This is a genomic window from Bacteroides sp. D20 (genome assembly GCF_003436255.1).
In the GTDB taxonomy this organism is placed as follows: domain Bacteria; phylum Bacteroidota; class Bacteroidia; order Bacteroidales; family Bacteroidaceae; genus Bacteroides; species Bacteroides uniformis.
The window spans coordinates 251,528-274,832 of the sequence record NZ_QSOO01000003.1 but is presented as its reverse complement, the minus strand read 5'-3'; the positions used below and the strand labels follow the sequence as shown (position 1 = coordinate 274,832).

Sequence of the window (23,305 nt, the reverse complement as noted above, 5' to 3'; positions counted from 1 at the left end):
TATATTATGTTTATATCAATATAAATTAAAACAACATGAAAAAGATTTTAGTTTTATTCGCATTACTGATGACCGGCGTTATGGGCATCCACGCGCAAGAAGGACTCAAATGGGGAGCGATGGCAGGTATGAATTCCAGCAAGTTCTCCACCGATGGTTTTGACAGCAAGGTAGGTTTCCATGTCAGCATCAAGGCCGAGAAAGACTTGCCCCAGATAGCCCAAGGTGTTTATCTCGACATGGCTGCACTGCTGTCCTTAAAAGGTACACAAATAAATGGGAATGATGCATCTCTGAAATTCAATCCCTACTATTTAGAAATACCTATACACATGGGCTACAAATATGCCATCAATGACAATTTTGCCATCTTTGGCAATTTCGGTCCTTACTTTGCAGTCGGTCTCTTCGGTAAAATGAAGGCAACGGGATATTTGATTGATGAAGTGGAAGGATTGACAAGCATTCATGATTCTGCCAAAGTATTCGGAAGCAATGCCATGAAACGTTTCGACTTTGGTCTCGGACTCAAAGCAGGAGTCGAATTCTTTCAAAAATATCAAGTCTCTATCGGATATGACTGGGGATTACTGGACAATATAGAAGATAGCGGAAACAAAAACCGCAACTTGATGCTCTCCGTGGGGTATTTCTTCTAAGATTTAATAGTGTGGAAAAGGGCACGAAAACCCTCTCCACACTTTTTATTGCCGATATACAAGAAACAAACTGTTCAACATAGAAATAAAATCACTACTTACGAAAACAGAGACAACCACTGAGCCGAATCTATAAAAATATGGCATTTTGAAGTAATTCTTTCCATGGATATTCCACTTCATCATTACAAAGCACCACCATTTTCTCTGAATTATCTCCTAAAAGAGCACCATATTTACCTAAAGTCCCTTTACTGGTAATCTGATGCTTGCAACGAGCTATCAGAAACAAGTCCATATACCCCTTATCAGAACCGTTTATATCAACAATCTTACAATTACCTTCCGTAAGATAAAGTTGCGGAATAAGTTCATCCCTCACCCAATCCGGCTCATCTGAAAAGAAATAGAAGAAAGAAGACATATCCCTATCCTGCATATAAGTCACTGCCGACTTGAAATACTCCAATGAAGCAGGTTTGCCGTAAGCCGGAATTTCTACTTTCAAGTCCCCACGCCTTACGTGAACAGCTACGGAACAAGGACGTGAATCAATCTCTGAATACAGCAATTTATTCTGTGCATCCAGCACCTCGGGCATTACTCTAAAAAGCGACCGGAATACCGGAAGCCAAATATCAGCCGGAACATGATAATAACCACCTAAATAGACCGGAGGCTTCTTTTGTAGAAAAGAGAAGTCATCCTGCCTACCATAAGTATTATTACCCAAATTAAAATATTTCTTCTTATAGACAGACAAAGCCAGTTTAGAAGCGGACTTCACTTTTAAGTAAGGAAAAGCCTTCAACAAATCGAAGTTACGTACAAACTGGTAATCCATATCTGTTCCCCACTCTTCATAGAAAGACAAATCATAGAGCACTTTATGTCCTCCATTTTCAAAAATTCTACCCAGCAGATATTGGTGCATCTGAGAACAAACTCCGCCATCCATAAGTACTATCACTTGAGGGGCTATCAGTCTATGTTTTACAGCCTTTCTATACAGGCTTTTCTTCCACCTTTCTATGATTTTCATTTCTCTATAATTTATTTTTCCAATTATAATAATACAGTCTCCAATATCCCAACAACGATGATAACCTATAAGTAGTAACTATCTTCTTCTCACGGCGTGACAGTAATTTCCAAAATTCCGGATAATCCCCAAGCCCTATCATCAACCGATTCATTTCTTTATTAACATCCTTTACCTTTTTCCAATGGAGCCGCGCTTGAGTATTCTTTATATGGAACAAAGCTAATTCTCTTGCAAATTCCTCATGCAATCCGTTCCGTTCTATATAGTCATCAAACCAGCGCACATAAACATTGAAATCAAGATATGCTCTCTCTCCCAAATCGTGAGATACCGAAGAGGAATAAACATAATAATCAAGAATCGGAGTATTTATAGAAACAACTTTTCCCGAACGAACTAAAATCTGCGTAGACAAAGCAACATCTTCTCCAAACGAGATGCCGAGCCTTTCAATCCCCTCATCATATAAAGAACGTAAATGAAACTTGGTCCACATAGCCCAATATGCCCTTGAACAGAGGATACATTTTAAATATTCAATCCCGGACATTTGTTCAAACTCCATGCTGTCCGATTCCTTTCTTCCGCCATCTTCACAAAAAAAGAAAGGAGCAACAACAACATCGGCTTGAGTCTCCTCAGCACGGTTCACCAAACATCCTATCGCATTGCTCATCAAAACATCATCACAATCCAAATACTGTATATATTTCCCCCGTGCCCGATTCACACCTATTCTTCTCGCTTCGGATATTCCTCCATTCTGTTTGCTTATAACAATAATACGACAATCCAACTTTACATAATTTTCTATAATGACCGGAGTATTATCCATACTTCCATCATTGACCACGATGATCTCTATATTCTTGTAGGATTGGGACATAGCACTTTGAAGGCATCTCTCTAAATATTTCTCACCATTATAGACACAAATTATAATAGAGACTAAGGGAGAAAGGGTATCGTTCATCATATTTACAATTACATTCTACAAGCCCAACAAAGTACAGAAACTTGATGCAAAGTTATCAATACCATACTTTTCCTCTATTGCAATGGAATCGATGTTTTTGGAGAGCATTTTTCTAACGTTTTCATCCCGCAATATTTCTATCTTTTCTGCTAATTCCGCAATATTTCCTTTCTGGTAAAGGAGCCCATTCACTCCATCCTCAATGCGTTCCGGATTTGCCCCCACATCAGAAAGGATTAATGGCAACCCGCATTTCTGAGCTTCTACAGCAACCCTACCAAAAGTTTCAAAAGTGGAACAAACCAACACAACGTCAGCCAAAGCATAATAAGAAACCACCTGTTGCGTGTAAGAGACAATTTTTACATTGTTATCCAGACCATTATCTTGAATATATTTTTGGCATTTGGGCATAAAGCCAACATCCGGGCCAACCAGATAACAAAGAATATCCTTCCCTTCAGCCACTATTCTCTTTACCGCCTGCAAAAGTTCCATCTGTCCCTTATTAGAGTCAAAAGCGCCGACCAACAAGATAGTATACCGCGTATGTCTATCACATTTCACATCCACTCCAACCGTCATCGGCAATTCTACAGCTTGGGTGATGCTGCTTATTTTTGCGCTTGTCATCACCTTTTGATAATGAAACTCTGCATATCTGGAAGTTACCAATATCTTATTTGATAATTTATCAATCGCTCTAAAGATAAAACGAAATTCAAAAACAGGATTAAGATTCAGCCAAGTCACATCAGGTATCTCATGGATAAACCAACAGTGCTTTATCCCTAACATCTTACATGATATTGCCAAATGAGGAAAAACCACAGTATTTGTCATTCCATAGTCCGGCTTTATCCTTCTCAAGTAACGGGTTAATTTAATGGAATACTTCGATAGTTTACGAATATAAGAAAGCTTCTCTCTCGTGCCGATATCCATGTCCTTACCTACAAGCCACCATTCCATTTGTAAGAACCTATAGCCATCAATATAAGGGGAGCAGGCATCAAGCAAATCTCCCGGACCAGGAAGAACCATATAGAGTTGCCAATCAGGGTGAATATGCTTAAGCCCCCGCAATAGATCCAATAAACATCTTTGTGCTCCTCCGGCACAATCACTAACATGTGATAAAAAAACCAATTTCATAGCAACCACAATTAGCTTACAAGATATTTGTACACATATTTAATACAGTGCTGTAAATGTTTCCATGAATAAGGGTAAGCTAAAAAGTCCTTCAGCACCACCTTCGCCTCAGGATATCCCGCTTTCAATAACTTACGCAAAAAGACACTGAAGGTATATTCTTCCTGCTTCCTCATTTCTTTTTCTCCCAATTCAAATCCCTCTATTTTCATTGGAAGCATCTTATTCCACTTCAATTTGTGCATTTTAATCGTATCTTGATACCAACTTTGATTAAAATTCCCTTGTGAAGAATGCTCTATCAAGACCTCAGAAGAACAACATACATAATTTTTATAACAACGATCCGCAGCTATTTGCAATGTAAAATCCAAGTCATAACAATGGAAACCCGTCAACAATTCCTCATCAAAAGGATATTTAGCCCATACATCCTTACGCACAAACATGGCAAAGCCATCCAATACCAGCACTTCCTTAAAAGGATGCTCCATAGTAACCGATGCTACACGAAATTGGGTTTCAGTTCCAACGCTCTGATAATAGAATATAACATCCCACTTATACACATCTCCCCATCCCGAATAGCATTTCAATTTCACCTTACTACCGGCAAAACCTATCACCCCACAATCCGGTTCCTTAAGTTTCTTCTCAATGCACTTTCCCCAGCCTACCGAATGAAACTTTACATCCTCATGGACAAAAAACAGAAAGGGATAATGTGCCCGAGAAGCTCCCTCATTATACGCACGCGCTATCGGCCATTGTTTTTCACGATTATCAATAGCAATGATTTCATAATCAACACCAATAGTATCATGAATATTCCGGGTTACTTGCTCCAAACGTTCGGGAGATACCGAACAAATTATGATTGAAAGCATAATCTGATGCTATTAGTTTGTATTATTTTGCAATATCTCATCATAAACAGCCAGTCTTCTCTCCAACATTTCCTGAGGATTATAAAGTTCACGCAAACGCTTCAATGCTTGCGTCGCCAGCCTGACTTGCAATTTTTTATCCGCTTCCAAACGAATGACTGCTGCTGCAAAATCAGTTGCGCTATCAGCAATCAAACACTCTTCATTGTGACGTAGGTCAATTCCCTCAACTCCTTTTGTCGTAGTTACAAAAGAAGCCATAGAGGAAACCGCATCCAATATTTTCATCCTCATACCACTACCAATACGAATTGGCACCAGAACGATGCTCCCATTCAAGTATTCCCGCAAATCCTCCACATAACCCACTAACTCCATTTCCGGACATACTGCCTGAAGACTTTTCACGTAACGGCTCTTCCATGTCCCAATCACTTGAAAAACAAATTTAAAACCCTGAACACGCAAACAAGGGGCTACTTCATGACAAAACCAATCTACTGCATCCTGGTTCGGGTAATGATTTTCACTTCCAACAAATGTCAGACGAACAGAGGCCGGCTTCACAATTCTGTCATAAGCAGACTCTATCTGTACCACTGCCGGAGAAACATAAATATTGCATTCTTGTCCAACCAAGTCTGCCAACAATAAACGGTCAATATCCGTCAATGCAATTACATGCTTATATTGACGTAAAGCGGCTTTCTCCATATCCTTAGCAATGCCATAGAGCATCTTGTCTTCATCTGTTACATGAGTAAGGCATTCCATTTCATTTTCATTACGTATATACCTCAGTTCATGATGCACAAACACTGTTTGTACATCTTTAGGCAATAGATACCCCAATGTTATCAATGGATAGAACTCAACCTGAATAATATCAAATCCACGACGTGAGATGTCAGACACATACTCTACGTATGCCTTGGGAAAAGGTTTAAAACAAGAATTCTTCAACGTCATATTCTTATACGGACGCTCTTGCTGAAAAGAATACAGTTGCCGTTGCATCTTGCGGGAAATGGATTCAGACATCTTTTTTAACCAACGGTAATATCGGGGGCAACGAGTCTTAGGTTCTGCATCTTCTTCCCTAAAAAGATAGAAATCAACATTTGTCCATAAAGCCCTTAAACTTTCGACATCATTCATCTCCTTATTTTCCGGAGAAAGCAACAAAGACACAGACATTTTGTGCCGGATATATTCCACCATATTGAAAAAGGCCTGATTACCTCCAGCAGTCAACGGATAAGGCACACAAGGAAGTATAAAAAGAATTTTCTTCATTATCTCTTTCGATTTCTAAGTTTCAACTTACACATGCGGAATGCCACACTTAATGATACAGAAGGGCAAATATACCATAAACTACGACAAATACCCATAAGATCATGTAATTTATAACGATCTTGCAAACTATAATGCAATATCGTATGGGCATATTTCTTTATCGCATGCTGTAGTTTTCTATCTTGAAGTCTGTCCGAGTAAAAAACTGAAACCCATTTTATAAATTGCCTTGTAGCTGCTATCTTCTCTTCATCATAATTGAAGGAACAACTTATATTCTCGCCCATCACATTTCGCCAACAAACCGGCTTACCAGGCAAAGGAATCATTCCACCTGCATTTTCACCTATGCTTGTCCACGTTGCATCGTCTGAACACCACGCCAATGGAAACTTCACAAAACCGCCTATCCGTTCATATATATCACGAGTAAAAACATATTCACAAGCAGCCGAATAAATTCTTCCTTCCAATTTATCCAACAAAAACTGATAGCCCGAAACCGGATATTCCTGCAATGAAGGATTTTTATGTATTATCTTGCCATTTTCATCTATCACAGCAAGGGGAAAACGGAACATCCCATGCCTCGTACCATAGCATTCTAATGCTTTTATAATACGCTCTACCCCGTCCTGCGGCATCAAATCATCATCTGAAAAGAACCAAATAACCGGTTCTTTTGCAAGTGCTATACAACGGTCCCAATGCCCCGGCAAATCCACTCCACCCAGATTAGTATCAAAACGTCGATAGACAATATTCATTTTATCCGCATAATCAGAAACAATTTCCTTCAGATTCTGAGGACTTGCATCATCACCTATGTAAACAGTAAAACTTCGACAAGTCTGTACGACAATAGAATCCAATGTCTGCCGGAGGAAGCGGCACTTATATGCCGGTATAACAATTGCTATCTTTTCTTCCATAGAAATCATCCCTCTACAACATTCTTTTTTATCACTTCCAGATAACGTTTTCCATAATGTAAATCCGGTTCCAGATAGTTCCCTTCAGCCCACTCATTCCATGATTTTACAAATGCAAGCCGATGGTCTAAAGGCTTATTCTCAATGCGCTTTATCGCTTCTTTCAGATGTCGGGCAAAATAAGAAGGTTCAGCGTGATTCAAGACCAACGATTTACCACGGGAACGTGGAGAATGATCCCAGTTAGGAATAATGGTAGGTATAATATTCTCTTCATATTCTTCATCACCCACAAAGAAAGAACTGGCCTTCTTATACTCCACAACCTTAGGAATACGAAATATTTTATGTTTCCATTTCGCATATTTATAAGTCAGAGCAGCTTTCTTCTCAAAGTCAAACAAGCGTACAACATTAATAGCATCAAACCCCATTTTCATAAGTCTCTCTTTTTCTTCTTTCAAATGATAGGTTTGTCCTATGAAATAAACCCCCTTCAAGCCATTCTGCACAGCTAAAGTACGCCAGAGTTCAATGAACTCTTTCATCTCCGGATGATCCAAAGGATGATAAACCATAAACAACGGTTTCCCATCCACTGTAATATAACGATGGTCTTTAAAAGCAGGTAATACCTCGTGGAAATGAGCTATATAATCTTGTTCTCCCGGATAAAGCTGATTTATCAAAGTATCTTTGCTCTTTATGCCGTGATAAAAGCCCCTCCATGACTCATTAGCCCAAGCCAGACAAAAAGGAAAATCCGGTTCATCAGAAGACAATACTTCATTAAACGGGCGCTCTAAGAGTCTCTTTCCATTTCCAAACCAATAATGCCAGTAACAAAAGCCTTCGATACCATATTCTTTTGCCATGTCAGCTTGCGCCTTACGTGTTTCCGGCACTCGCAAATCATAATATCCCAAATCTGCCGGTACCTTAGGCTGATAATGTCCTGGAAACAATGGACGTGCCTTTCCTACATTAGTCCATTCCGTAAAACCTTTCATCCACCATCTGTCGTTTTCTGGTATTGGATGAAATTGAGGTAGATAAAAAGCTATAACCCTTGCTTTATTCATTATTGAGATTCAATTAAAGTTATAATGTTTGGAATTTATACCGTTTAGATTTGAAGAATGTCCTCACTAAACGGTAAATACATCTATAAACCTTTAGATGACAATACATCATACGGCGCTTAAATATATGCATAACACCCAATTGCGGCCACGACACATTATCAAACTCCTGCATTCTGGCTAATACATCATTGATAACATCATCTATCAAAGAAGATTGAGGAAGCATCATCAAATGGTCAATCAAATGAATTCCCCGTTCATGTACACAATAAGGAGCTTTATCCCATATTTCTTTTTCTCGCACAAATTTCACTTGTTCATAGACAGTTTGAAAGAGCAGATATTCCTTTTCGTAATTGTACAATTTACCTTGAGTAGTACTTCCTTCACGTTTCAAATAATGATATTTAGGACAGTCTTGCATAACGACTTTCTGCGTTTTATAAAATATCTGATAAGAAACTGCAATATCTTCAAAAACTCTATTTACCGGAAAATATATTCCAGCAAATAATTGACGCTTATACAACTTATCCCACATATAATTTCTTATACGCTTATCTTCTACCAATGTTCGGATAGCTTCTTCACGAGAAAAGCTGGAGAATTGCCCAGAAGAGTGCTTCACTCTGGTCTTTACGGCAGTTTCTATATAATGCGAGCAAATGGATATATCCGCCCCATTCGCTTTCAGTAAGTGATACAAGAATTCGTACATATCCGGCTCAATCCAGTCATCGCTATCCACGAAACCAAGGAATTCACCTTGAGCTACCGCCAAACCTCTATTCCTGGCTGCACTCTGACCTGCATTCGTCTGGTGGATAACCTTTATCCGTCCATCCCTTTGGGCAAATAAATCACAAAGCTCTCCCGAACCATCGGAAGAGCCGTCGTCAATCAATATTATTTCCAGATTCTTATAAGTCTGCACGCAAATGGATTGCAGGCATTTCTCCAGATAATCCTTTACATTATAGACCGGTACAATAATACTTATAAGAGGTAATGCTTCAGTGTTCTTCATAAGCCGCAACAGTTACCATAACCGCAAAGTGGCCATCAACGGATAACCCACCCGCCATCGCAATTTAAACTTACGTACCAGATTCCAGGGCTTGGTTCTGGTCTTACCTTGAAAATACCAGATGTAGTTGTTTACGGCATCCAGTACCCGTGAAGAGGACTCACCGTCCAGATGGGCTTCATGCTTGTGCACATAAGCACGCATCCGTTCCATCAGTTCCGCCGGACGGGAAATCGCCTTTTCTATCGCTCCCTCTACAGCATCCGTGTCAGTGACATTCAGCAAATGAGCTCCCGGCATGGTGTTGCAATAGGTCACAACCGGTTTGTCCAACATCATTGCCTCAACAATCACAGACGAAGCATCGGACAACAGCACATCCGCACTGTTCAGCAGCTTGGCATCGACAAGTCCGCTCTCGTGGAAAGTAATGTTGGGACAGGATGCAGCCAGTTCCTTGTATTTCTTGAGGACTTCCATATCCGAGAATTTCGGATGGAACGAAATAATCCAATCCCAATCCTTCTCGTGCACCAGTCTCTTGATGGTATCAAACAGATGAGGGGCGGAAGTTATATTCTTTGTAAATGTAGAAGAGTACAAGACTACCGGACGTGCATTATGAGGAGTGTGCGCACGTTCTTTCACGAAAGTATCCGCCTTGCACCAGCCCGTTTCGTATACCTTGAAGAAGCCGTATTTCCTCTCAAGTTCCTTGAAAGGAAGAGTACTCGTTTCTCCTTGCGTGCAATAGACATCGAACCATCCGCGGACAGAAAAATGGTCGTCCTTTTCATCGCCACGCTTATTGATGGGGTAGCCATGAAAAAGGGAAACTTTCACTCCCGGGAAGAAATCATAAATATAGTTGCCCGGCGCAAACACGGCAATAGGCTGATAATCCATCACTTCCTGAACAGATTGAAGCCACCTCTCATCTTGATCCAACAGAACCGGGCAGTCTGGCTCGATAAACCATGCAACATCGTCTCCTCTACGCTTGATTTCGTCCTGAAGCGGGCGAAGTATAGGATAGGAATAGGCTACCGAAACGAAAAATAAATAATGCTTCTTCATACACTCAAAATATCACGGCAACGACACAATCGTCACCTCAAATTACCAATAGAACAATAAAATCCAGCCCTTAGTTTGTAACAGTTTTGCTTTCTTTGCTTTAAACGTCTGCAAAGTAAATACAAGAATTCTGCATATACTGCATCAATCCAGAAAAAAAAATGACTTTTATCAACTTTTCTCCAAAAGTTGCTGTTTATGAAGCTTTTTCTTCTCTAAAATATCTATCTTTGCACCCCAATATTTTAAAAATACTATTTTATGAGAAGAAATCTTTTTCATTGCTCCAACAGCCAACAAGGGGCAACAGATAAAGTGACTCTTTTGTTCGGAATCACCGTTTTTTTCAAATTCCTGCTATTCGATTTCATCTGGAGCATACCCACCACATTCGCTTCATTCTCTACCATCGAATTTTATGCAACCAAAATAATAGCCACCCTCGTACTTCTCGTCCCCTATAAGTTCTTCCGGCTCTGGAAAACAGAGATAGTCATCATGCTTTTGCTGGATATACTGCTGATTGTCAACTTGATGTATTTCCGCACCTACTATACTGCCATCCCACTTAACAGCTATGGACTTTCTGGAAACCTCGCCGATTTCACCGGAAGCGTTTACGACTCCTTCCGCTGGTACGACATCTTCTTCCCTCTATCTACCATTGCCAGTATCCCCCTTTATTGGCATTACAAAAGAAATACCGCCGGAAGAACATCATACAAGTATTACGGAGGAGCTTTGGGAATCGGTATCCTGCTGTTTGCCATCACCACCCTGGCCAAAGGAGGATTCAAGGAAGCATACAACACCGTCCGCCAGAAAGCCTATCTGTGTGCAAGCACCACTTCCATGTATACTGTCTTCGGAAGCCTATACTATGACCTCATCAACCAGAAGCAGGAGGCCACCCCACAGATACAGCAAGAGATAAAGGAGTGGCTGAGCCAGAAACCCGGACATCACCCTTTGGCCGGACGTATCGGAATCCGCAACAACTGCATCGTCATCCTGGCAGAATCTTTGGAAAGCTGGGTACTCGAAAGGGAAGTGGAAGGGCAAGAGATTACCCCATATCTCAACAAACTGCTGCAAGACTCCACCACCCTATACGCCCCCCACGTACTGACGCAAGTGAAAGGAGGGCGCTCCATTGATGCACAGCTGTTGCTTTGCGCCGGTATGCTGCCTATCAACAGCGGCACATACAGCAGCCAATATCCAGACCACACCTACGGAACCCTGCAAAAAGCCATGCATCAGCAGAAGAACTCGCGCAACTACCTCCTGACCATCGATAAAGTATCGACCTGGAACCAAGGCGTCATAGCCTACAGTTTCGGGACCGACACCATCATTGCTTATCATGACTTTGAACTGACAGAAGCCTTTGGCACGCACAAACGTACCGGAGACGGCTCCTTCCTGGCGCAATGCCGCCAAAAAATAGAGAAGGGGGAAATCTGGAAGAAGGGGGAGAATGTTTACATGCAGCTGGTGACCTACTCCGGCCATGCTCCCTTCAAATTGCCTGAAGAATTGAAAGAGATTCATTTCTCTCCGGCCATTCCACAGAAAATGAATGACTACATGACCACTGCACGCTATACGGACAAGGCGATAGGAAAATTCGTGGAGTACCTGAAAACACTCCCACAATACGACGAGACCCTTATCGTCATCACCGGTGACCACGAAGGACTGGCTACCTACCGTGAAGAATTGTGTAACGCCCCCGGTGGCAAGGGTATCGTATCCGACAAGACATTCACCCCTTTCATCATAGTAAACTCTCCGGTAGGCATGCGTTATGATAAAGTGATGGGACAAATCGATATGTACCCCACCTTACTGAACCTGCTCCAACTGGATGATTACTACTGGAGCGGATTGGGCCAAAGCATCCTCGACCCATGCAAGAAAGGATTCGCCATCAGCCCCCAAATGGAGGTGGTAGGTGAAGAGCCCACCCCGGCAGAAGCCGAGTTCGCTAAAAAAGCATACGATATTTCCGACCAGATGATACATTTTGATTATCTTTGCTCAAAAGCGAAGATAGGCGGCACCTCAAAATAAAAAATGAACAAGTTCATTTTGTTCTGCTTTCGGTTTGCACTATCTTTGCACCGTTCAAAAGAAGTAAAATGTAAATAAAAGCAATGAAGGTACATATTCATCCGCACTATGCCGCCTACGAGAGTTATATCCGAGCCATCCCATCGGAAGAATATGAACGGGAAGAGGTTTATTGTAACCGAAGGAACACAGTCGAAAGAGTGCGGTTCGGAGACAAGGACTTCGTAATCAAGAAATACAAAAGACCTGCCCTCATAAACTGCCTCATTTACACTTGGTTCCGCAAAAGCAAAGCGCAGCGCGCCTTTGAATATGCAGAACTTTTTCTGCAACGGGGAATAGAGACCGCCCCTCCGGTAGCTTATATAGAAATCAAAAAGAATGGTTTCTTCCACACCGGATACTTTATTTCCGAATACCTCCCCTACCCGCTTGTTACGGATATGTTCGGTACGGAAATGGAGGAAGAAGAGAAAAAACGGCTAAGACATGACCTCGTAGACTTCACTCTCCAATTACATCTGAACAAGGTCTTGCCACTGGACTATAATCCCAAGAATATATTTTACCGGAAGACAGACGGCAAATATCACTTCGCCCTCATTGACATCAACCGCCTGAAGCTCGGTAAAGTACCCGGTATCAGAATGTCCATGAATGCCTTCAGCCAACTGGGTATTCCCGCCGATGACTTCATGAAAATAATACCTCTATATGCCGAGCAAAGAGGATTCGATATTGAAGAATGCATATTCTTCACTCTCTTCAGCAGACTGAAATGGAGAAAGCAAAGACAATTTAAAAATTTCGTCAAAAGCAAGCTTCATTTCTGAAATGTCGTATCTTTGTACCAACGAGATTAGAAAATTATGCAAGATTATATCACCCAGTCCATCCAAGAAGGTATCAGGCTCAAAGAAAATATCCTGAACAACCGGCAAATGCTTGCCGACATCGAAACTGTCGGCAATCTGATAGTACAAGCCCTTCGACAAGGGCACAAAGTCTTGCTTTGCGGTAACGGCGGCAGTGCAGCCGATGCCCAGCATATCGCTGCCGAACTCGTCGGACGTTTCGTGACCGAACGGGAAGGCCTGCCCGCCATCGCCATGACAACCGACACTTCCATCCTGACCGCAGTCAGCAATGATTATGGCTTCGAACGCGTTTTCGAACGGCAGACGGCAGCCTTGGGAACGAAAGGTGATATTCTGATAGGCCTTTCTACCAGCGGCAACTCTCCCAACGTAGAGCATGCCTTGCAGAAGGCACAATCTATGGGCATCACCACCATAGGGCTCCTGGGAAGGGATGGAGGAAGGTGCAAGGAACTTTGCAATTACCCGTTGATTATACAGCACGCCGAATCTGCCAGGATTCAAGAAGTGCACATTACCATCGGACATATCTTGTGCGGCATCGTTGACAATAAACTGTTCTCCCATGAATAAAGCGATTTTCCTTGATCGGGACGGTACCATCAATGTTGATTTCGGCTACGTTTACAAGACCCAAGAGCTTGAATTATTGCCCGGTGTAGCCGAAGCACTCCGCATTTTTCAGGAATTGGGTTATCTGCTGATTGTCATCACGAACCAATCCGGTATTGGACGTGGCTACTTTACACTGGAGGACGCCGAACAGTTCAACCGGGCACTCGCCCAAGAGCTGGAAAAACATGGAGTTATACTGAACGATTTCTATACTTGCCCTCACGCTCCGGAAGAACATTGCGAATGCCGTAAGCCTTCTCCTTTCATGGTGACGGAAGCGATGAAGAAGTATGACATCGACCCGTCCCAATCCTATATGTTCGGAGACAAGAAGTCGGATACGGAATGCGGCGAACGAAGCGGTGTCAAGTCTTTCCGGGTCACAGAGGAACATCCGCTTATATACTGGGCAAACCAATTAAAAAACAACCTATTATGAACGCAGAATTAAACAGTATAAAGGGAAAGAAGGTGCTTGTCATCGGAGACGTGATGCTGGATACTTACCACATAGGGGACGTGAAAAGGATTTCTCCCGAAGCCCCCGTACCAGTGGTCCGTGTCACCCGTACCTACAATGTATTGGGAGGAGCGGCCAATGTTGCAAGAAATCTGTTGGGACTGGGTTGCTCGCCGTATGTCGTCAGCCTGCTTGGCAACGACCACAACGGAAACACAATGCAGGAGATGTTCGCTGATTTGGGTATCAGAAACGAACTGTTTCATACAGAACACCCAACCATCACCAAAACCCGCGTAATAGGCAACAGCCAGCAAGTAGTACGGCTGGACTTTGAAACAGAAAATGAATGCCTGAACGAAGAGACTGAGCAGAAACTGCTGGATGCCGTGAAGCGTGCACTCCCCGAAGTGGACATTGTCGTGATTTCGGATTATGGCAAGGGAGTATGCAATGATACAGTATGCCAGCAGGTTATATCCGCCTCTGCCGGGCAAGGGAAGAAGGTCATTATAGACCCCAAAGGGACAAATTGGGAGAAATACCGTTCCGCAACCATCATCACCCCCAACCTGAAAGAGCTTTCGGCTGTTTCGGGAGTGGATGTGAGAAATGAGGATAAAGAAATCCATAGCGCAGCAGACCGGATACTGAAGGAGTATAACCTTACTTCTCTATTAGTGACACGTTCCGAAAAAGGCATGTCATACATAGCTCCCGATGCCTCGCAGGACATTCCTACCGAAGCGAGGGAAGTATATGACGTTTCAGGTGCAGGCGATACTGTCGTGGCAACTTTAGCAGCTGCGCTGGCAGCCGGTATCCCTATTGCAGATGCCATTTATCTTGCCAATAAAGCGGCCGGCATTGTAGTCGGGAAAATAGGCACCAGCCCCATTCTGTTCAAAGAGTTGCAGGACGAGCTACAAATCGGGAAACCGGCCAGCAAACTTATTCCTATTCCCCAACTTGCAGATACTATAAAACAACTGCGTGCGCAGGAGCGCAAAATCATATTCACAAACGGCTGCTTCGACATTCTGCACAAAGGACACGTGTGCTATCTGGAAAAGGCCAAAAGACTGGGGGACGTACTTATCGTAGGATTGAATTCGGACAGCTCAGTAAAACGTTTGAAAGGGGAATCGCGCCCCATCAATGATGAAAGCGCCCGCTCCACAGTCCTGGCAGCCTTGGAAGCAGTGGACTACGTAGTGATTTTTACGGAAGACACCCCGCTGAACCTCATCAGGACAGTAGCGCCGGACGTGTTGGTAAAAGGTGGCGACTATGCCATAGAAAACATTGTAGGCAGGGAGTACGCCCAAGAAACAGTAACTATCCCCTTCGTAGACGGTTATTCCACTACAAAGACGATAGGCGCCATCAACCAAGAGAAGCAATAATCTTTTCAGCGACTTGTTGGGGGGTAATATCCACCATACACTTCTGATAAACAGCTAGCCTGCATTTACCCCGTCCGTCTTTGGTGCACGGACGGCAAGGCAGGGCTGTTTCGAGTATTTCCACCGTAGGTCCCGTAGGGAAACCGAAGGCCGTAGGTCCCATCAAGGCAAAAGCAGGAACACGGAACAAATCAGCGGCATGCATAAAACCCGTATCAGCGCTGATTACCAGATTGGAACGCAACACTATGTAAGAAGATTCCATCAATGAGGTTTGTCCCGCAAGGTTAACTACCCGTTCCGGTGCAGCACTTCTGATTTCCTCACAGAAAGTATCCTTCGGACCAGCCAGAATAACAAATTTATACTCAGGAAGAAGGGCAACCAATTCTTTCCAATAGGAAACGGGCCAGCGTTTCATTTCCCAGTTGGCAGACGGCACCAGCGTAATCATATCTTTGGTTACAAAGTTCTCATACTTGCTACGTATTTCATCCGGGAAATGCCAGTCGTGATAGTTGTCCGGAAAATGCGTAATTCCCCATTTCTTCAATGGTTTCTGAAAAGACACCATCCCCCTGAAAGGCTTGTCGAAATGATTGATTCCCAGTTTAAACAACAAAAAGCGTTTGCCTCTCTCTTTGCTCCGCAAAGCAACGTAAGGTTTCACAAAAGGCAATGGAGACACTATCAGCTTCAATATGTTGGAACGGATATTACTATGAGCGTCATAAATGTAGTCGAAATGCTCTTTTCTCAAATCAGCCGCCATTTTCAACAACCCGGCAAGTCCGGTCTCCTTGTCAAACGCCCAGATTTTATCAATCCTGCCATCCATCGACAAGGGCCCCACCATATCTTTCCGGGTAATCCAATGAATTTCCACATCTGCAAACCGTTCACGTATTCCACCGATAATTCCCATACACTGGATAATATCCCCTATCGAACTGAAACGGATAATTAAGAATTTGGTCATAACAAATTTATTAGAATTGCTGATTCGGCACAAAAGTAATAACTTAATTCAAGTTTCGCAAATAGCGATATAGGCTAATCATACAATATAGAACATCAGCCTACACAAAACACAAACATAAAAATTCAATCCAAGTCCAAACTATTGTCTACAAGAAATCTAGAGGTATTATATATCACTCATAAAACAGTATATTTCACACCAATATTGTTTTTGCATATTATAAAATATAAATGTTTTCAAGTAATTATAATCAAAAACTCCATTTATATAAATATCTTTGTACTTATTTTCTCAATTAGCAAAAGATGACAGCTATAAAATCTCAAAACAGATTATTTTCAATCGTTATACCTACATGGAATAACCTTGCTTTCCTAAAACTATGCATACAAAGTATCCAAAGAAACTCTTACTACAATCACCAAATCATTGTACACGTAAACGATGGAAGTGACGGAACCTTAGAGTGGATAAAAAAAGCAGGTATTGATTACACACATTCTGAGCAGAATATCGGAGTATGTTTTGCTATGAATATGATGCGCACTAAAGTCAAAACTGATTATATTCTATTTTTGAATGATGATATGTATGTACTCCCTTTTTGGGACAAGGTTCTCTATGACGAAATAGAAAAACTGTCTGACAATTATTTCTTTCTTTCAGCTACATCAATACAACCACATACACAAAGCGCATCAACCATCTTAGCCAATTATGGAGACAGTATCGAAACTTTTCAAGAAGATAAATTACTGAAAGAATACATGAACTACAAAATAAACGACTGGATGGGAGCTACCATTCCTCCCAATATCGTACACCGGGACATTTGGGATTTAGTAGGCGGTTATAGTATAGAATACTCACCCGGAATGTACAGCGACCCAGATTTCACCGCAAAATTATATATGTGTGGAGTCAGATTCATGAAAGGGCTACAAGCCAGTCGCATCTATCATTTTGAAACAAAATCAACTACCCGCATACGCAAGAATTGTGGTCAAATGCAATTTCTATTAAAATGGGGCATGACTTCATCCACATTCCGCAAAGTTTTCACTTACAAAGGAAAAGATTTCAAATCCCAAAAGATAGGAACTTTCAAAACAGGAAATAGATTCAAAATAAGCCTAATACGCGGCCGCCTAAAAGCCATATTTTATTTATTAACCAAAGATTTCGGTCCCTTATGGAAATTTTGGAAAAAAACATTTGTCTAACATTTCCCTAAAAGAGCAAAATTATAAAATAGAATTGGAACTTTCTTGTGAAGAATAGGGCTTATCCAAATCCAAATAGTGGAAATTATGCTGTCTCTGCCCGCTTTGTTTCGGTATAACCATGTAGTCTCCATATTTTCGGGTCAGATAGGCGTCATAATCTTGTACTCCCCACACTGTTTCGCCCTCAAACGAAACGGGAGTCGGAGCTCCCAGCTCTGCCTTGGGCATAATACCGCGCATACCGTCGTCATAATCACAGACTAAAGAAGACTTGTCAAAGTCATAGGTGGTCATCACATTTCTGATACTCCTCTGTACGCCGGCAGTAGTAAAAAGTCTCCGGCACAGCAGCGGCAACCATGAGCCGGGACCTTTTCCATGTTTATAAGGGTCGCGGTAGATAAAATAGAGCACCCGCTTGTAAAATTCATACCGAGCAAAATGAATCCTCTGTTTCAGGTTGCTTTGCGGTACACCGTCCAATGGAAATACGTCCAAGTAGATACCTCCCAAGTATTTCAAATGCATACGCTCGATAAGAGTCGTATCCGCATCTTGTATCTTGGCAAAAGGTAATGGATAATTCGGATCATTTTCTGCGCAGACAGCCTCATAAGGCTGGGGAAGCCACTCCTTGGAATGAGACATCAACAAATCATAATCAGCCCTCGGCATACCGATATCCAAATCATCGTCCCAAGGGATAAATCCCTTATGACGGACTGCACCAAGCATAGTACCGGCCATTATATAATAGCGCAAACCATGTTCTTTACAAACTTTATCCACAGCAAGCAATATCTTCAAAATACGAAGCTGCAAAGGACGTATATCATAATCTGCCATAAAAATCAGCCCATTAATTAATAAAGTTGTGAAGGAATCAACCGCTGTGCTTGTTCAAAGTCATTCACCGTATCAAGCTCCACAGAAAAATATTCGGTAGTGTCAAGCGCATAGAAAGAGTGTCCTTGTGGTATGAGACGCTCAAAAGCACGTTCATAGAAGATATTATCCAAACCTTCTTTGGTAATCATAACCTCCAATTCCCGGAAAAGCGCTTCTGTATAAGCGGCAGACATCTTCTCGATGCCAATAGACTCGCCAATAGCTCGGGATATGGAGCACGTCTTACTGATTTCCAACACCTTGCCATCATTGTCCGCTATTACCTTGATTTCCTCTTCCCCCAATGTATGATGGTTCAGAGCCAACGCATCCGCTTGACCATATCCAAGCAACTTGGCTACAATCTGCGGGTCAAAAAGGATATCGCTGTCCAGCAACAGAATGTCCTCTTTATCTACATAAGGCCGTGTAAGCCATAAAGAGTAGATATTATTGGTAGAAGCATATTTCTCATTATAGATAAACGTAACCTCCAATGCCGGATAATGAGCTTCCAGAAAGTTCACAATCTGCTGCTGTCTATAACCGGTGACAATGACAAACTCCCGAAAGCCATTCTGCAGCAATGCATCAAAGGCTCTTTGCAGCAAACAACGCTCTCCAACTTTCAACAGACATTTTGGAGTGGTATCAGTCAACGGACGCAAACGCGAAGCTATCCCTGCAGCCAATATAACCGCTTTCATTGTAATGCAATTTTTTTAATGGTGTCAATGACAATACGGTTCTGTTCAGGACGCCCCAAGGTAATACGCAAATGGGTATTGATGTCTGGTTCATTCATGAACTTCACCTTATAATCCTCGTCGGCAAAAGCTTTCTGTAAGCGTTCTTTCAAGACAATCGGATATTTTATAAGGACAAAGTTCGCCACCGACTCATATACCTTGAAACCAGGCAACGTCCCTATCTCCGCTTCAAAGCAGGCGCGACTCTCATTCATCAGCCGTGCTATATTCCGGTAATGCGCATCCGATTTCAGTGCGGCAATAGCAATATCCTCAGAGATACGGTTATAACCCAGATATTTGTTGCTGTATTTGCCAAAGCTGGCCAACTCCTTACTCATAAACCCAAAACCCATGCGCAATCCGGGCAATCCGTAGAACTTGGAAAGCGTGCGTGAAATAATCAGGTTGGGATATTTATCAACCAGCATCTTAATATAGTCCGTATCAGTAGATACGAAAGAGGCATAGGCTTCGTCCACCAAAACGATGGTTGTTACGGGCAACTCAGCCAACAAAGCGTCCAATTCTGCAGGGGTCAGACCGTTACCGGTGGGATTATTGGGCGAAGCGATTAATAAGACCTTGGGATTCTCACGCTGTACCATCTCTTTCATGGCAGCGAAATCATATTTAAAGGTATTGCCATCCTCATACAATGGATACTGCAACGTATGCCCGTCCACTTCATCAGCAATGGATTTATAGTACCACCACGAGAATTTAGGAATGAGCATCGTCTTGTTCCCATCCTCTTGGGTCAGGAAATAGTGGACTGCTTGTTTCAATATATCTTCTCCACCATAACCCAACAGCACCTGCGGCTCATCGATTCCGTAAGTCTCGGACAGATAAACGGACAGAATGCTCTTCTTGCCTTCGTCGTAGATACGGGTATAGAAACAGAGTTTGTTTATATCAAAATTCTTCAGAGCCTCCACCACCTCTTGCGAAGGTGCGTAGTTAAACTCATTGCGGTCCAAATAATTCATATCTTAGGTTTCTTTTGTTAATACTTTCCGATAACACTCCATCGTCTCACGCGCCATCTGCTCCTCCGTGAAACGCTGTGCCCACTTCAGCCCCTCCTCAATCATGGTGGCACGCAAAGAAGGCTCTTGTGTACGGGCAATCGCTGCCGCCAATCCCTCCACATCATGGGGACGCACATACAATGAATGCTCCCCCCCCGCTTCTTCAAGACAAGAGCCGGTTGCTGCTACCACCGGAATGCCGGAATGCAAAGCCTCAAGAATAGGGATGCCAAAACCTTCGTAAACGGATGGGTATACAAAAGTCTCGGCCGACTGATAAATGGCAGGTAAATCGTCCGAAGGGATACCATGCAGAAAATGTACTCTGCCTTGCAATCCGGCTTTTGTCATAAACTCTTTCAGCTGATGGATATAGGCTGTGGGTCTCCCTACCAGAACAAAATGCAGTTCATCGGGCAGATACTCCAAAGCCTTCACAATGGCCAGCGCATTTTTACGCTCCTCAATGGTGCCCACCGACAAGATATAGCGTTCGGGCAACCGATAACTCCGCATCACCTCCTTGCGCTTATCCTTACCGATACGGCAGGCATACAGAGAACTACACCCTTGGTAAATAACGGAAATTTTATCCGCAGGAATTCCATAATAATGTATGATGTCACGCTTGGTACACTCACTCACGGCAATGATGTGGTCTGCATGCTTGCATGCATAGCGGCATTTGTAGTTATAAATCAAGCGGTCGACCAACGAAAAACAATGTGAAAGTCTCAGGAAAATAAGGTCGTGAACAGTCACCACACTCTTTACTTCCCGTACCCGATGGATGGTCAGGGGAAGTTCGTTACTCAGTCCGTGGAACAGCTGTATGTTGTCCCGTTTCAAAGTCCTGCGTATGCCTCCCACACGCCACAACGAAGTCATTCCTCTCCAGAGCCAATGAGACGGATAATGTACCGATACCGTTCCCCGGCTTTCGGCCACCATCGACGAGAGTTGCTGATTTTCACGGTGTACCGGAGCATACAGCCAATACTCGTTTTCCGGAGCAAAGGCTGACAATGACTGCACCACATACCGGCTGTAATTGCCCAATCCCGTAAAATTCTGCACAGCCCGTTTTCCGTCGTATCCTATTCTCATCTCTAAAAAGTTTCAGCTGCAAATGTACAAGATAATCCTCATATAGCAGTCTATTTCGCTTTCCTTTTTTGACAAAAACACAAATTCACCTATAAAACATAAGATAGAGATGAGCAATCACTTGCTGTCTGTTACAAAAACCAAGTACGGAATCGGGCACATCCCCATTGTTCAATCCGTACTGGCCCATTGTTTTATCCTTCAAACACCTTATCTCCTTCCCGAAAACTACTTTATTCATCATCGGCCCACTGTTATGAACCAATTCAACCACACTAGTGAGCTGTTTAGTTCACTCAAGTGAACATCACGGCTCACTAACGTGGGCTGCTGAAGAATCCAAAAGTAAAACGAAAGAATGAAAAGGATGCAACAGAAGAAAGAAGGATGCGGAACGGAAGAAAACACGGGTGAGAGCAAAATTTACCCTCACCCTTTTCGATTGCTCTCACCCACCCCTGCAATGCCGATGAATAGGGAAGTTGAAGAAAAGAGTGAGAGCGGTGAGGGCAGAAATGCAAACTTAAAAACGGAAAGAGTCAAATTATTTTCCGGGCATTACTTAGCCACTTTGACGGATTAGTCGTATCTTCGCACGATGGAAAATCGTCGAAAAGAACAGCAGCATTATGAGAGTCATTGTTGACAACAAAATACCTTTCATTAAAGAAGCCATCGAAAAAATAGCCGACAGCGTGATTTATACTCCCGGCAGAGACTTCACTCCGGAGTTGGTAAAAGATGCCGATGCACTGATTATACGTACCCGCACCCGCTGCAACAAGGAATTGCTGGAAGGCAGTAAAGTCCGCTTCATTGCTACCGCCACCATAGGCTTCGACCATATAGATACGGAATATTGCCGTGAAGCAGGCATCGCTTGGACCAATGCCCCCGGATGCAATTCAGCATCCGTAGCTCAATACGTGCAATCAGCCTTACTATTATTGCAACAACTCAAAGGAGTACAACTGTCCGAATTGACATTAGGCATCATCGGCGTAGGCAATGTGGGTAGCAAAATAGCCCAAGTAGGGCAAGAACTAGGCATGCGTGTCCTGAAGAATGACCTGCCCCGGCAAGACAAGGAAGGAGAGAGAGATTTCAGTTCCTTGCAAGCACTCGCAGCAGAATGTGATATCCTCACCTTCCACGTACCTTTATATAAGGAAGGGCCATACAAAACATTCCATTTGGCAGACCATACTTTCTTCCGGTCATTAAAACGCTGTCCCGTCATTATCAATACCTCACGTGGAGAGGTGATTGAAACCAATGCGCTCCTGAATGCCTTAGAAGACGGACTGATTTCCGATGCCATCATTGATGTATGGGAGAACGAGCCTGATATCAATCTTACCTTATTAAATAGAGTGTTCCTTGGAACTCCCCATATAGCCGGTTATTCAGCCGACGGAAAAGCCAATGCCACCCGTATGTCCCTGGATGCCCTTTGCCGTTTCTTTCACATCAAAGCCGACTACCGCATCGCTCCCCCCCAACCCCGGAACCCGATTATTACCGCCGACAGCCTGGCAGAAGCATATCTGCAAATGTATGACCCGAGAAGGGACAGCGAAACACTGAAAACACATCCCGAACAATTTGAAAAATTGCGGGGAGACTACCCGCTACGAAGAGAAAAAGATGCTTACACTTATATCCCAAAGTAGCACATACATTTAGAGATACAGCCCGATAATACAAAAGACGTCACTATATAAGCTCCTCACGCCTTTACT

Annotated in this window: 23 protein-coding genes; 9 read left to right on the top strand and 14 right to left on the bottom strand. The window is 42.8% G+C overall.

Annotated elements, in window-relative coordinates; translation table 11 throughout:
• The first annotated feature begins 35 nt into the window (after window positions 1-35).
• A complete protein-coding gene (locus DXD78_RS04570) occupies window positions 36-659 on the top strand; it encodes a porin family protein (protein WP_009037391.1) in 624 nt (207 codons plus the stop codon).
• A gap of 130 nt (window positions 660-789) precedes the next feature.
• Here the strand turns inward: DXD78_RS04570 and DXD78_RS04565 are convergent, their stop codons facing one another.
• Genes DXD78_RS04565 through DXD78_RS04525 form a run of 9 tightly spaced genes read right to left on the bottom strand, consistent with a single transcriptional unit; the run spans window position 790 to window position 10,142 of the window.
• Window positions 790-1,701, bottom strand: a complete 912-nt coding sequence (locus tag DXD78_RS04565) for an alpha-1,2-fucosyltransferase (protein WP_008662048.1) — start codon at window positions 1,699-1,701, stop codon at window positions 790-792.
• Window positions 1,702-1,705: 4 nt separating this feature from the next.
• Window positions 1,706-2,680, bottom strand: a complete 975-nt coding sequence (locus DXD78_RS04560; protein WP_005825925.1) for a glycosyltransferase — start codon at window positions 2,678-2,680, stop codon at window positions 1,706-1,708.
• 15 nt (window positions 2,681-2,695) lie between these two features.
• The gene (locus DXD78_RS04555) at window positions 2,696-3,835 is read right to left on the bottom strand and encodes a glycosyltransferase (protein WP_005825928.1); all 1,140 of its coding nucleotides are present in this window, start codon (window positions 3,833-3,835) and stop codon (window positions 2,696-2,698) included.
• A gap of 11 nt (window positions 3,836-3,846) precedes the next feature.
• Complete coding sequence (locus DXD78_RS04550) at window positions 3,847-4,722, bottom strand: glycosyltransferase (protein ID WP_005825931.1); 876 nt, start codon at window positions 4,720-4,722, stop codon at window positions 3,847-3,849.
• 12 nt (window positions 4,723-4,734) lie between these two features.
• Window positions 4,735-6,018 (bottom strand): glycosyltransferase family 4 protein, encoded by a 1,284-nt coding sequence (locus DXD78_RS04545; RefSeq protein WP_009037392.1) that lies wholly within the window; start codon window positions 6,016-6,018, stop codon window positions 4,735-4,737.
• Window positions 6,018-6,962: a glycosyltransferase family 2 protein gene (locus DXD78_RS04540; protein ID WP_050756848.1), complete on the bottom strand. Its 945-nt coding sequence runs from the start codon at window positions 6,960-6,962 to the stop codon at window positions 6,018-6,020. Before DXD78_RS04540 ends, DXD78_RS04545 begins: the two co-directional genes overlap by 1 nt.
• Window positions 6,959-8,035: a glycoside hydrolase family 99-like domain-containing protein gene (locus DXD78_RS04535; RefSeq protein ID WP_009037394.1), complete on the bottom strand. Its 1,077-nt coding sequence runs from the start codon at window positions 8,033-8,035 to the stop codon at window positions 6,959-6,961. Before DXD78_RS04535 ends, DXD78_RS04540 begins: the two co-directional genes overlap by 4 nt.
• Before the next feature lie 19 nt (window positions 8,036-8,054).
• Window positions 8,055-9,065 carry a glycosyltransferase gene (locus DXD78_RS04530; RefSeq protein WP_009037395.1) on the bottom strand — a complete coding sequence of 337 codons (1,011 nt, stop codon included), beginning with the start codon at window positions 9,063-9,065 and terminating at the stop codon, window positions 8,055-8,057.
• 12 nt (window positions 9,066-9,077) lie between these two features.
• On the bottom strand, window positions 9,078-10,142 hold the full coding sequence (locus tag DXD78_RS04525; protein ID WP_009037396.1) for a CDP-glycerol glycerophosphotransferase family protein: 1,065 nt from the start codon (window positions 10,140-10,142) through the stop codon (window positions 9,078-9,080).
• A 261-nt stretch (window positions 10,143-10,403) separates the two neighbouring features.
• Here DXD78_RS04525 and DXD78_RS04520 point away from each other — a divergent pair, with 261 nt between their 5' ends.
• The 5 genes from DXD78_RS04520 (at window position 10,404) to hldE (ending at window position 15,577) form a co-directional block, all read left to right on the top strand.
• On the top strand, window positions 10,404-12,218 hold the full coding sequence (locus DXD78_RS04520) for an LTA synthase family protein (RefSeq protein ID WP_009037397.1): 1,815 nt from the start codon (window positions 10,404-10,406) through the stop codon (window positions 12,216-12,218).
• 83 nt (window positions 12,219-12,301) lie between these two features.
• Window positions 12,302-13,051: a lipopolysaccharide kinase InaA family protein gene (locus tag DXD78_RS04515; protein WP_009037398.1), complete on the top strand. Its 750-nt coding sequence runs from the start codon at window positions 12,302-12,304 to the stop codon at window positions 13,049-13,051.
• Between the two features lie 36 nt (window positions 13,052-13,087).
• Complete coding sequence (gene gmhA, locus DXD78_RS04510; RefSeq protein ID WP_009037399.1) at window positions 13,088-13,669, top strand: D-sedoheptulose 7-phosphate isomerase; 582 nt, start codon at window positions 13,088-13,090, stop codon at window positions 13,667-13,669.
• The gene (locus DXD78_RS04505; RefSeq protein WP_008662057.1) at window positions 13,662-14,150 is read left to right on the top strand and encodes a D-glycero-beta-D-manno-heptose 1,7-bisphosphate 7-phosphatase; all 489 of its coding nucleotides are present in this window, start codon (window positions 13,662-13,664) and stop codon (window positions 14,148-14,150) included. The genes gmhA and DXD78_RS04505 overlap by 8 nt, the downstream gene beginning before the upstream one ends.
• Window positions 14,147-15,577: a bifunctional D-glycero-beta-D-manno-heptose-7-phosphate kinase/D-glycero-beta-D-manno-heptose 1-phosphate adenylyltransferase HldE gene (gene hldE / locus DXD78_RS04500; RefSeq protein ID WP_008662058.1), complete on the top strand. Its 1,431-nt coding sequence runs from the start codon at window positions 14,147-14,149 to the stop codon at window positions 15,575-15,577. The genes DXD78_RS04505 and hldE overlap by 4 nt, the downstream gene beginning before the upstream one ends.
• Here the strand turns inward: hldE and DXD78_RS04495 are convergent.
• Window positions 15,558-16,556, bottom strand: coding sequence for a glycosyltransferase family 9 protein (locus DXD78_RS04495; RefSeq protein WP_009037400.1), 999 nt, complete (start codon window positions 16,554-16,556; stop codon window positions 15,558-15,560). The two genes, hldE and DXD78_RS04495, sit on opposite strands and share 20 nt — an antisense overlap.
• A gap of 308 nt (window positions 16,557-16,864) precedes the next feature.
• Here DXD78_RS04495 and DXD78_RS04490 point away from each other — a divergent pair, with 308 nt between their 5' ends.
• On the top strand, window positions 16,865-17,782 hold the full coding sequence (locus tag DXD78_RS04490; protein WP_005825959.1) for a glycosyltransferase family 2 protein: 918 nt from the start codon (window positions 16,865-16,867) through the stop codon (window positions 17,780-17,782).
• 21 nt (window positions 17,783-17,803) lie between these two features.
• On the opposite strand, the gene DXD78_RS04485 is transcribed toward DXD78_RS04490, so the two are convergent.
• From DXD78_RS04485 to DXD78_RS04470, 4 genes are read right to left on the bottom strand one after another with little or no spacing between them, the layout of a single operon-like run.
• Window positions 17,804-18,631, bottom strand: a complete 828-nt coding sequence (locus DXD78_RS04485) for a phosphorylcholine transferase LicD (protein WP_005825961.1) — start codon at window positions 18,629-18,631, stop codon at window positions 17,804-17,806.
• Window positions 18,632-18,648: 17 nt separating this feature from the next.
• Window positions 18,649-19,380 (bottom strand): NTP transferase domain-containing protein, encoded by a 732-nt coding sequence (locus tag DXD78_RS04480; RefSeq protein ID WP_005825963.1) that lies wholly within the window; start codon window positions 19,378-19,380, stop codon window positions 18,649-18,651.
• Entirely contained in the window at window positions 19,377-20,414 is a 1,038-nt protein-coding gene (locus DXD78_RS04475) for a histidinol-phosphate transaminase (RefSeq protein ID WP_009037401.1), read from the bottom strand. The genes DXD78_RS04480 and DXD78_RS04475 overlap by 4 nt, the downstream gene beginning before the upstream one ends.
• A 3-nt stretch (window positions 20,415-20,417) precedes the next feature.
• On the bottom strand, window positions 20,418-21,563 hold the full coding sequence (locus tag DXD78_RS04470) for a glycosyltransferase family 1 protein (RefSeq protein ID WP_009037402.1): 1,146 nt from the start codon (window positions 21,561-21,563) through the stop codon (window positions 20,418-20,420).
• A 367-nt stretch (window positions 21,564-21,930) separates the two neighbouring features.
• Between DXD78_RS04470 and DXD78_RS04460 the strand changes: the two genes are divergently transcribed.
• Both DXD78_RS04460 and pdxB read left to right on the top strand, forming a co-directional pair.
• Complete coding sequence (locus DXD78_RS04460; protein WP_044467390.1) at window positions 21,931-22,146, top strand: hypothetical protein; 216 nt, start codon at window positions 21,931-21,933, stop codon at window positions 22,144-22,146.
• 46 nt (window positions 22,147-22,192) lie between these two features.
• Complete coding sequence (gene pdxB / locus DXD78_RS04455; RefSeq protein ID WP_005825977.1) at window positions 22,193-23,236, top strand: 4-phosphoerythronate dehydrogenase PdxB; 1,044 nt, start codon at window positions 22,193-22,195, stop codon at window positions 23,234-23,236.
• Window positions 23,237-23,305: the final 69 nt, after the last annotated feature.

Coding starts and splice junctions, on each gene's coding strand:
- DXD78_RS04570 (WP_009037391.1), top strand. CDS start 36: ATGAAAAAGATTTTAGTTTTATTCGCATTACTGATGACCGGCGTTATG.
- DXD78_RS04565 (WP_008662048.1), bottom strand. CDS start 1,701: ATGAAAATCATAGAAAGGTGGAAGAAAAGCCTGTATAGAAAGGCTGTA.
- DXD78_RS04560 (WP_005825925.1), bottom strand. CDS start 2,680: ATGATGAACGATACCCTTTCTCCCTTAGTCTCTATTATAATTTGTGTC.
- DXD78_RS04555 (WP_005825928.1), bottom strand. CDS start 3,835: ATGAAATTGGTTTTTTTATCACATGTTAGTGATTGTGCCGGAGGAGCA.
- DXD78_RS04550 (WP_005825931.1), bottom strand. CDS start 4,722: ATGCTTTCAATCATAATTTGTTCGGTATCTCCCGAACGTTTGGAGCAA.
- DXD78_RS04545 (WP_009037392.1), bottom strand. CDS start 6,018: ATGAAGAAAATTCTTTTTATACTTCCTTGTGTGCCTTATCCGTTGACT.
- DXD78_RS04540 (WP_050756848.1), bottom strand. CDS start 6,962: ATGATTTCTATGGAAGAAAAGATAGCAATTGTTATACCGGCATATAAG.
- DXD78_RS04535 (WP_009037394.1), bottom strand. CDS start 8,035: ATGAATAAAGCAAGGGTTATAGCTTTTTATCTACCTCAATTTCATCCA.
- DXD78_RS04530 (WP_009037395.1), bottom strand. CDS start 9,065: ATGAAGAACACTGAAGCATTACCTCTTATAAGTATTATTGTACCGGTC.
- DXD78_RS04525 (WP_009037396.1), bottom strand. CDS start 10,142: ATGAAGAAGCATTATTTATTTTTCGTTTCGGTAGCCTATTCCTATCCT.
- DXD78_RS04520 (WP_009037397.1), top strand. CDS start 10,404: ATGAGAAGAAATCTTTTTCATTGCTCCAACAGCCAACAAGGGGCAACA.
- DXD78_RS04515 (WP_009037398.1), top strand. CDS start 12,302: ATGAAGGTACATATTCATCCGCACTATGCCGCCTACGAGAGTTATATC.
- gmhA (WP_009037399.1), top strand. CDS start 13,088: ATGCAAGATTATATCACCCAGTCCATCCAAGAAGGTATCAGGCTCAAA.
- DXD78_RS04505 (WP_008662057.1), top strand. CDS start 13,662: ATGAATAAAGCGATTTTCCTTGATCGGGACGGTACCATCAATGTTGAT.
- hldE (WP_008662058.1), top strand. CDS start 14,147: ATGAACGCAGAATTAAACAGTATAAAGGGAAAGAAGGTGCTTGTCATC.
- DXD78_RS04495 (WP_009037400.1), bottom strand. CDS start 16,556: ATGACCAAATTCTTAATTATCCGTTTCAGTTCGATAGGGGATATTATC.
- DXD78_RS04490 (WP_005825959.1), top strand. CDS start 16,865: ATGACAGCTATAAAATCTCAAAACAGATTATTTTCAATCGTTATACCT.
- DXD78_RS04485 (WP_005825961.1), bottom strand. CDS start 18,631: ATGGCAGATTATGATATACGTCCTTTGCAGCTTCGTATTTTGAAGATA.
- DXD78_RS04480 (WP_005825963.1), bottom strand. CDS start 19,380: ATGAAAGCGGTTATATTGGCTGCAGGGATAGCTTCGCGTTTGCGTCCG.
- DXD78_RS04475 (WP_009037401.1), bottom strand. CDS start 20,414: ATGAATTATTTGGACCGCAATGAGTTTAACTACGCACCTTCGCAAGAG.
- DXD78_RS04470 (WP_009037402.1), bottom strand. CDS start 21,563: ATGAGAATAGGATACGACGGAAAACGGGCTGTGCAGAATTTTACGGGA.
- DXD78_RS04460 (WP_044467390.1), top strand. CDS start 21,931: ATGCAACAGAAGAAAGAAGGATGCGGAACGGAAGAAAACACGGGTGAG.
- pdxB (WP_005825977.1), top strand. CDS start 22,193: ATGAGAGTCATTGTTGACAACAAAATACCTTTCATTAAAGAAGCCATC.